Annotated in this window: 9 protein-coding genes; 5 read left to right on the top strand and 4 right to left on the bottom strand. The window is 70.8% G+C overall.

Going from position 1 to position 8448, the window contains the following annotated elements:
* Window positions 1-227 precede the first annotated feature (227 nt).
* Window positions 228-650 (bottom strand): hypothetical protein, encoded by a 423-nt coding sequence (locus tag ACWDYJ_RS25025; protein WP_451567825.1) that lies wholly within the window; start codon window positions 648-650, stop codon window positions 228-230.
* A gap of 160 nt (window positions 651-810) precedes the next feature.
* On the opposite strand from ACWDYJ_RS25025, the gene ACWDYJ_RS25020 reads away from it, so the two are divergent.
* Window positions 811-1410: a superoxide dismutase family protein gene (locus ACWDYJ_RS25020; RefSeq protein ID WP_451567824.1), complete on the top strand. Its 600-nt coding sequence runs from the start codon at window positions 811-813 to the stop codon at window positions 1408-1410.
* On the opposite strand, the gene ACWDYJ_RS25015 is transcribed toward ACWDYJ_RS25020, so the two are convergent.
* A complete protein-coding gene (locus ACWDYJ_RS25015; protein ID WP_451567823.1) occupies window positions 1377-2969 on the bottom strand; it encodes a beta-N-acetylhexosaminidase in 1593 nt (530 codons plus the stop codon). The genes ACWDYJ_RS25020 and ACWDYJ_RS25015 overlap by 34 nt on opposite strands.
* 53 nt (window positions 2970-3022) lie before the next feature.
* Between ACWDYJ_RS25015 and ACWDYJ_RS25010 the strand changes: the two genes are divergently transcribed.
* From ACWDYJ_RS25010 to glmS, 3 genes are all read left to right on the top strand, one after another.
* The gene (locus tag ACWDYJ_RS25010) at window positions 3023-3895 is read left to right on the top strand and encodes a DUF4429 domain-containing protein (protein WP_451567822.1); all 873 of its coding nucleotides are present in this window, start codon (window positions 3023-3025) and stop codon (window positions 3893-3895) included.
* 107 nt (window positions 3896-4002) lie between these two features.
* On the top strand, window positions 4003-4278 hold the full coding sequence (locus tag ACWDYJ_RS25005) for a hypothetical protein (protein ID WP_329101771.1): 276 nt from the start codon (window positions 4003-4005) through the stop codon (window positions 4276-4278).
* A gap of 54 nt (window positions 4279-4332) precedes the next feature.
* Window positions 4333-6150, top strand: a complete 1818-nt coding sequence (glmS, locus tag ACWDYJ_RS25000; protein ID WP_451567821.1) for a glutamine--fructose-6-phosphate transaminase (isomerizing) — start codon at window positions 4333-4335, stop codon at window positions 6148-6150.
* 75 nt (window positions 6151-6225) lie between these two features.
* Here the strand turns inward: glmS and ACWDYJ_RS24995 are convergent, their stop codons facing one another.
* Both ACWDYJ_RS24995 and ACWDYJ_RS24990 read right to left on the bottom strand, forming a co-directional pair.
* Window positions 6226-6795, bottom strand: a complete 570-nt coding sequence (locus tag ACWDYJ_RS24995; protein WP_451567820.1) for a GPR1/FUN34/YaaH family transporter — start codon at window positions 6793-6795, stop codon at window positions 6226-6228.
* A gap of 99 nt (window positions 6796-6894) precedes the next feature.
* On the bottom strand, window positions 6895-7425 hold the full coding sequence (locus ACWDYJ_RS24990; protein ID WP_451567819.1) for a universal stress protein: 531 nt from the start codon (window positions 7423-7425) through the stop codon (window positions 6895-6897).
* A gap of 533 nt (window positions 7426-7958) precedes the next feature.
* On the opposite strand from ACWDYJ_RS24990, the gene ACWDYJ_RS24985 reads away from it, so the two are divergent.
* On the top strand, window positions 7959-8234 hold the full coding sequence (locus ACWDYJ_RS24985; protein ID WP_451567818.1) for a hypothetical protein: 276 nt from the start codon (window positions 7959-7961) through the stop codon (window positions 8232-8234).
* Window positions 8235-8448: the final 214 nt, after the last annotated feature.

Raw genomic sequence — 8448 nt, 5'->3', positions numbered from 1 at the left:
CACCAACTGCCGGATCAACGTCCCCAGATCAGTACTCGAATTCCTCGACCCCGACATCAGGTTCGTCAGAACCGTCGTCCCCATGTCGAACTTCACGCCACTCCCCCGCCCACTCTTCCAACGATCGTAAGTATGACTGTTTCTATCAACTTACGTCGCGCCTGCAACCAGCAACCAGCGCACTGTGACAAGGGCCTGACAAACCGCCAGCCTCCTTCACGCACCCTTCAGATGCCGCACCAGCCCTGACTTGGCCGAACGTGGCCGGAATCTTCGCATGCGAGAAGGCTGGAATCTAACTGTCCCGCCGGCTGCGTCAGCTCGAGTTCCCGCTCGGCCAGCCCGTAGACGAACTGCTGATTGAACCCCCTGCCCGCAGTCTCCCCGGACGGTGTGCTGTGTCGGCGCACGCCGTCCGGCTCGCGGGTGAGGATGGCGAGCAGCGCCGGGTCTGCGTAGATCTCAGCGCTGTGCCGCCACTGCGTGAGCAGGAGCGCGATCGGGGCGAGGTTGTCCAGGGCTACCGCGCCCCGCGCCGTGTCCACCAGCTCGGACAACAGGGTGTCGATGTCCTCTGCGGGCAGAAACGTGGTCCACGGCAGGGCCTCGGGTAGCGCCTGGCGCAGCGCGGCGACGTTCTCGGTCCGCACCAGCCCGGCCAGTCAATGTCGGATGCGGCCGCCTGCGACCTGGCTCACCGACACGGTTGGGCTGTACGGGTGCGTTCCGTGTGCGAGGGGCGGGCCCTCGGGCCAGGGTGGTTCCGTACCGGGCCCGACGGGAGGGCCGGGCAATCACAGGAAATGGCACATGATGTCAGTCGCAGACGTACTGGCCGGGGCCGCGGCTCTGGCAATGCTGACGGCGGGACCGTTCACGGACACGGGCCGGGGCAGCGGACCCGCAACCGTCACCGGAGGCCGAGTGGCCGATGAGAGCCTGTTGGTCAGGGCGAACGGGCGGTTCTCGCCGCCCACCGCCCTCGTCCCCTCGGCTGCGGTCACCTACGACCTGACGCTCGTCCCGGCCGGGGCGCGGATCGAGATCGTGCAGAAGTCGGACCGCTCGGGCACCAGCGTGCGGACGCGGCTGACCGGTCTGAAGCCGGGGTTCGCGTACGGCATGCACGTACACACCCTGCCCTGCGGCGCCGATCCGAAGGCTGCCGGCCCGCACTACCAGCACGTTCCCGCTCCCACCGCGGATCCGGTCAACGAGGTCTGGCTCGACTTCGTGGCCGACCCGCGCGGTCGGGCCACCGCCGAGACCACGCACACCTGGGGCTTCCGGCGCGGCGCCGCGAACTCGGTGGTGCTGCACGGGGAGCAGGGCGGCGCGGGCGACCGGATCGCCTGCTTCACCGTGCCGTTCGGCGGCTACGGCCCCCAGGGGACGTCCGGTGCGCGGTAGAAGTTGACGTCCTGGGAGTCCAGCCGCGGGCCCTGCGCCGCCAGTCGCTCCCGGTACGACGCCCAGTCCAGGGACGAGGCCGGGGACCAGCCCAGTTCCGCCAGGCCCAGGAGCCGGGGAAAGGCCATCAGCTCCCAGTCCCCGCGCGTCGCGATCGTCTCCGTCCACAGCGGGGCCTCCACCCCCAGGACGGAGGCTTCCGGGACACCCGCCAGGTAGCTCCCCGGATCCCAGGAGTACGCCCGCCGCACGGGGACGAAGCCGGCCCACGTCAGCCCGGGTTTCGTCGTCACGTCGTACTTCATGTCCAGGTACGCCCGGTCCGCCGGCGACAGGATCACCGGGTGTCCCGCCTTCGCCGCCGCCACCACGGCCGCCTTCTCGGCGGCGGCCGTCCTGTCGTGGCCCCAGTACTGGAGCACCGCGCCCGGCGCCGGGCGCGCCGTCGCGAGCTGGTGCCAGGCCACGACCGTCTTGCCGTGGCGGGCCACCACCGCCTGGGCTCGGTCCATGAAGGCCGCGTAGTCCGCCGCCGGCGTCGAGTGCGCCTCGTCTCCCCCGATGTGCAGGTACTTGCCCGGGGTCAGCTCCGCGAGTTCCTCCAGCACGTCGTCGATGAACTCGTACGTACGCTCCTTGCCGACGCACAGCGAGCTGAAGCCGACCTTGGTCCCGGTGTAGCGCTCGCGCGCCTTCCCGTCGCAGTTCAGCTCCGCGTACGAGGCCTGCGCCGCGTTGACGTGCCCCGGCATGTCGATCTCCGGGACCACGTCCACGTACCGCTCGGCGGCGTACGCGACCAGTTCCCGGTACTCGTCCTTCGTCCAGTACCCGCCCGGGCCGCCGCCGACCTCGCTGCCGCCCCCGTACTCCGCGAGCCGTGGCCAGGAGGCGATCTCCAGCCGCCAGCCCTGGTCGTCGGTCAGATGCACGTGCAGCGTATTGATCTTGTACTGGGCGAGCTGGTCGACGTACCGCTTGGCCTGCTCCACCGGGAAGAAGTGCCGGGCGATGTCGATCATCGCGCCCCGGTACGCGAAGCGCGGCGCGTCCGTGACCGTCCCGCCGGGCACGGTCCCCGTCCCGCGCACCGGCACCAGCTGCCGCAGCGTCTGCCCCGCGTGGAACAGCCCCGCCGGGGTCCGGGCGGTCAGCGTGACCCCGGACGCGGTGGTGCGCAGCCGGTAGCCCTCCGCCCCCAGCTCTTCGGCCCCGGCGTCGAGCAGCAGCCGGATACCGTCCCCCTCCTCCCCGTCGACCACCGGCAGCGGCAGCCCGCTCGGCCCGCGCAGCTGCTGCGCGAGGAGTTCCCCGATCCTGCGGACCTCGTCCGGGGATCCGGGGGCGGTACGGATGACCGTGCCCGCCCCGAGGAGGTACCCGGCGCCTTCGGCCCGGGCGGAAGCGGGTGCCGGCACGAGCCGCTCGTAGGGCGCCAAGGCGGCGGGGCGCTCCGCCCCCGGCTTCACGTCGGCCCCGTGGGCGGTGGTGCAGGAGACGGCCGCGCCGAGGACGAGGAGGGTGCTGAGGGATCCGAGGGTGCGTCGCAGGACTCTCATCCGCCCAGGTATAGGCCAGCCGGGCCCGCTCGCGGCGATGGAAGAATCGCGGGATGGCGGAAATCATCCAGAAGGACGGCACGTGGACCTTCGACGGGGACACGGTGCGCATCGTGCCGGGCCGCGACAAGGGCGTGGGGCTGCTGCGGCAGCATCTCGGCGAGGTGGCCGTACCCCTGCACGCGATAGCCGGGGTCAGTCACGAACCGGGGCGCAAGGCGGGCCGGCTGCGACTGCGGCTGCGTGACGGCGCGGACCCGCTGCTCCAGGTGACGGGCGGGCGGCTGCCGGAGGCCTCGGACCCGTACCGGCTGACGGTGGAGCCGGACCGGACGGGCGTCGCGGAGTACTTCGTCGACGAGGTCCGGCGCGCGCTGCTGCTGGACCAGGTGGACTCGGGTCCGTCGGACACGTACCTGCTGCCCGGGCCCGCCGTGCCGATCTCGGTGGGCGCGGGGGACGGGACGGCGGCCTTCGACGGGGACCAGGTCTCTCTGAACTGGAGCTGGACGGCGGAGGAGGCGAAAACCTCCGGCGGGCCGCGCGTCTTCCGGGTGGCGGACCTGCGGACGGTGGAGTGGTTCCCGGCGCGGGGGCTGGAGAACGGCTGGCTCCGTTTCTCCCTGGCGAGCGCGCCGCAGGCGGGCCCGCCCAAGTACGACCCCTACACGGTGGAGCTCTTCGGCCTGAAGAAGGACCCGCTCATGGCCCTGGTCGCGGCGGCCGTGGCCGTACGGATGCCTCACCCGGCGGCGGCCACGCCCCCGCCGGCTCTCACGGTCGCCGCTTCTGCCCCGGCGGGCGGGGCCGCGGACCACGACGCCCTGCTGCGGCGGCTGCGCGAGCTGGGCGAACTGCAGCAGGCGGGCATTGTCACCGCCGAGGAGTTCACGACGGCAAAAGCGGCCATTCTGGGTCGTTTCTGACCATCCCTGACCGGAATAACCCATTCCTCTGGTCCAGACCAGCGAGATCCTGCCCGAATCCGGGCAGGATCTTTGCGTTCCGCCCCGCTGCCCGTCAGTATCTACGAGTGCTCGACCGCCGCCCGTCGCATGACGACCTCGTCGACCACCTGGTGCGCAGCACCGCGCTCCAGCGCGGTGAGGCAGCCCGGGTGGTGCTCGACGTACTCGCCTACTTCGACGAGACGACCGAGGAGTTCGTCCGCCGCCGCCACCGTGAACTGCAGTCCGGTGGCGCGGTCAACACGGAGATCTTCGAGCGGATCGCGGCCGAACTGCCGCACCGCGCCGTGGCGCCCCCGGAGCTCTCGCTCCGGCAGCTGCGCCGCATCGTCTACGGCTGATCGCCGACAGCGGCTTCGAGCACTCGTACCGGACTTCAGGAGGGGCACTACCGTATGTGCGGAATCGTGGGTTACATCGGCAAGCGTGACGTGGCACCGCTGCTGCTGGAGGGTCTCCAGCGGCTCGAGTACCGCGGCTACGACTCGGCGGGCATCGTGGTCAACAGCCCGAAGTCCACGGCCCTGAAGGTCGTCAAGGCCAAGGGCCGGGTCCGCGAGCTGGAGGCCCGCGTCCCCAAGCGCTTCGCCGGCACCACCGGCATCGCCCACACCCGCTGGGCCACCCACGGCGCCCCGAGCGACCTCAACTCCCACCCGCACCTCGACGCCGAGAACAAGGTGGCGGTCGTCCACAACGGCATCGTCGACAACGCCTCCGAGCTGCGCGCCAAGCTGGAGGCCGACGGCGTGGTCTTCGTGTCCGAGACCGACACCGAGGTGCTCGTCCACCTGATCGCCCGCTCCCAGGCCACCACCCTGGAGGAGAAGGTCCGCGAGGCGCTCAAGGTCGTCGAGGGCACGTACGGCATCGCCGTCATGCACGCCGACTTCGCCGACCGCATCGTCGTCGCCCGCAACGGCTCCCCGGTCGTCCTCGGCATCGGCGAGAAGGAGATGTTCGTCGCCTCGGACGTCGCCGCGCTCGTCGCCCACACCCGTCAGGTCGTCACCCTCGGCGACGGCGAGATGGCCACCCTCAAGGCCGACGACTTCCGCACCTATACGACGAGCGGTACGAAGACCACCGCCACGCCCGAGACCGTGGAGTGGGAGGCCGCCTCCTACGACATGGGCGGCCACGACACGTACATGCACAAGGAGATCTCCGAGCAGCCCGACGCGGTCGACCGCGTGCTGCGCGGCCGGATCGACGACCGCTTCTCCACCGTGCACCTGGGCGGCCTGAACCTGGACCCGCGCGACGCGCGCGGCATCCGTCGCGTCAAGATCCTCGGCTGCGGCACCTCGTACCACGCGGGTCTCATCGGCGCGGGCCTGATCGAGGGCCTGGCCCGGATCCCCGCCGACGCCGAGCCGGCCTCCGAGTTCCGCTACCGCAACCCGGTCGTCGACCCCGACACCCTCTACATCGCCGTCTCCCAGTCCGGTGAGACGTACGACGTCCTCGCGGCCGTCCAGGAACTCAAGCGCAAGGGCGCCCGCGTCCTCGGCGTGGTCAACGTGGTCGGTTCCGCCATCGCCCGCGAGGCCGACGGCGGCGTGTACGTGCACGCCGGCCCCGAGGTCTGCGTCGTGTCCACCAAGTGCTTCACCAACACGGTCGTCGCCTTCGCGCTGCTCGCCGTGCACCTGGGCCGGATCCGGGACCTGTCGGTCACCGACGGCAAGCGGATCATCGAGGGCCTGCGCAAGCTGCCCGCGCAGATCCAGGAGATCCTCGAAGGCGAAGAGGACATCAAGACGCTGGCGGCCGAGTACGCCGAGGCCAAGTCGATGATGTTCATCGGCCGGGTCCGCGGGTACCCGGTGGCGCTGGAGGCCTCCCTCAAGCTGAAGGAGATCTCCTACATCCACGCCGAGGCCTACCCGGCCTCCGAGCTCAAGCACGGCCCGCTCGCGCTCATCGAGCCGGCGATGCCGACGGTCGCGATCGTCCCGGACGACTCCCTGCTGGAGAAGAACCGCGCGGCGCTGGAGGAGATCAAGGCCCGCAGCGGCCGCATCCTCGCCGTCGCGCACCGCGAGCAGGAGAAGGCCGACCACACCATCCTCGTCCCCAAGAACGAGGACGAGCTGGACCCGATCCTCATGGGCATCCCGCTCCAGCTCCTGGCGTACCACACCGCGCTGGCCCTGGGCCGCGACATCGACAAGCCCCGCAACCTGGCGAAGTCGGTCACCGTCGAGTAGCCACGACGGCGCGGCAGGCGAACGACATGGCGAACGGCCCCCGGATTTCCCGGGGGCCGTTCGCCATGTACGCGATCAGCTCGCGGCGACCGCGCCGCCGCGCGAGGCCTTGCCCAGCGCCATCGGCCAGTGGGCCAGGGCCGCGGTGGCCCCGTACCAGGCCAGCAGGCCCGAGACCGCCGCCACCCAGCCGCCGGCCTTGGCCAGCCCGCCGCTGTCGGCGAACGAGGCCACGGCCAGGAGGAGCAGGGACAGGGTCAGCAGGGCGTACACGCCCTGGCTGAACAGACCGCTCGCGGCGGCGACCGTGAGGGTCAGCGCGAGCAGCGCGAAGAGGACCAGAAACGTTCCGGCGGCTTCGCCGGAGACCGTGGCTCCGGCGCCCTTCGCCCAGGTGAACCAGAAGATGCCGAGGCCCGCGAACGCGGTGCCGTTGAATCCGTTGCCGCCGCGGTACTCGAGGAGCCCGAGGAGGAAGAGGGCGGCGCCGCCGACGTACATGGCGAGCGACACGGAGTCGGCGGCGGTCACGCCGGAGACGATCCCGGTGTGGCCGATTCCGAACGCGAGAAGGGTGAGCCCCAGGGCGATGTTCCCCAGGGTCGAAGTCGAGGCCGTGCTTCCCGCAGAGACACCATTGTCCACGGCGGGCTCCCTTCGTGCTGCAGTTGTTTGCTGCGTCCCAGCAGCATTTATCTACCCTTTATGTAGGGGTGCACAACCGCACAATCGAAGTACAGCGGGTTACGGAATGACAACAACCGGTCGCTGCGCCCGCTTCGCCAGGCGGCCGGCGACCGAGCCGAAGATCCGGCCGACGATCCCGTGAGTGGAACCGACCACGATGGCGTCCGCCGAGTACTCCCGGCCGACCTCCTCCAGCTCGTGGCAGATGTCCCCGCCCCGCTCGACCAGGATCCACGGCACCTCGGCCAGGTAGTCCGCGCAGGCCAGCTCCAGTCCCAGCACCTCGGTGCGGTGGTCCGGCACGTCCACGAAGACGGGCGGCTCGCAGCCGGCCCACACGGTGGTGGGCAGCCGGTTGGCCACATGGACGATGATCAGACCGGAGCCGGAGCGCCGGGCCATCCCGATGGCGTACGCGAGGGCGCGCTCACTGGAAGTGGAGCCGTCGAAGCCCACGACCACCCCGTGCCGGAAGGCCGGATCGCAAGGAAGGCGTGTCTGTTCCACCGCGCGCAGGTCGGCCGACGCGGAGTCGGCGAGGGGTTTGCGCTTGCGGTCCGCGGGTTCGGAGAATTCGTGACCGGCCATGGATGTCTCGGCGAAGGGTCCTCGGGGGAAGCGACAGGGGCATATCGGCGACGCAGTGTGACGGAGCTCTGTCCGGGAAGCATCTTCCCAAGCCCATACCCTCCAGGGTACGGCGACACTCCTGTACTGCACAGGGCATGCCGCCCTTGGAGAGCGTCCCAGGGAGCATGCCGGAGGGACGGCGCCTTGGCAATGGCCGCTGGTCCCTACAGCCAGTGACGAGAGACCCTGGTGCCACCCGTGCGCGCAGTGACCGAGCCCGGCCGCCGGACGTTGGACAGGAGTCCGACCGTCCAGGAAGAGCCCGCAGGGAGTACGCCGTGCCCGGCCATCCGGTTCACCCCGTCCCGCCCGTCCAGCCCGCTCCGCCGACGCAGTCCGCCCAGCGCTCCCCGTCCTCCTCGCACCGCCTGTCCCCTCACCACCCGTCCCCTCACCCCATGTCGCCTCACCACGCGTCCCCTCACCGCCCGCCGCTTCACCCGTCCGTGCGGCCCGCCGGACGTCCTCATGACGACCCCGCGGGTGACGTGGTGCGCTGGGCCGCGTTCAGCTGCCTCCTCGTGCCCGTGGTGCTGGTCGTCTACGGGACCTCGTACGGGGGCGCGGCCGTCGCGACCCTGGGGCTGGCCGCCGTCACCGCCGCCTGCCGGGTGCTGCTGCGGCAATCCGAGAAGGCGCAGCGGGCCGCCGTCCGGGTGCTCGCGGAGGATGCGCCCGCGTCCGGTCATCGCGGCCGGCACTCGCGCACCGGGGGTGGTTCTCACCGGGGTTGTCATGGTTCCGGCGCCATGTCCCCGCAGGACTGACCGATTCGCACGTACACACCCGCTTGTTTTCAGCCAACTTCCGGAGTGGGTACCCTCCTTGCCGGAATGTCGCCCCAACCCCCCTACCACCAGCGACGACAGACCCCGGGGGGCGTCGTCACCGTATGGGTACTGGCCATGGCCGGACAGCGAGCTTCCCACTCGGGTAGCGGAGTGGAACGCTTGCTGATCGAATGCTTTTCGCCAAGTTGCC

The sequence above is a fragment of the Streptomyces sp. NPDC003042 genome (assembly GCF_053591315.1).
This window is presented reverse-complemented; position numbering and strand designations above follow the sequence as displayed.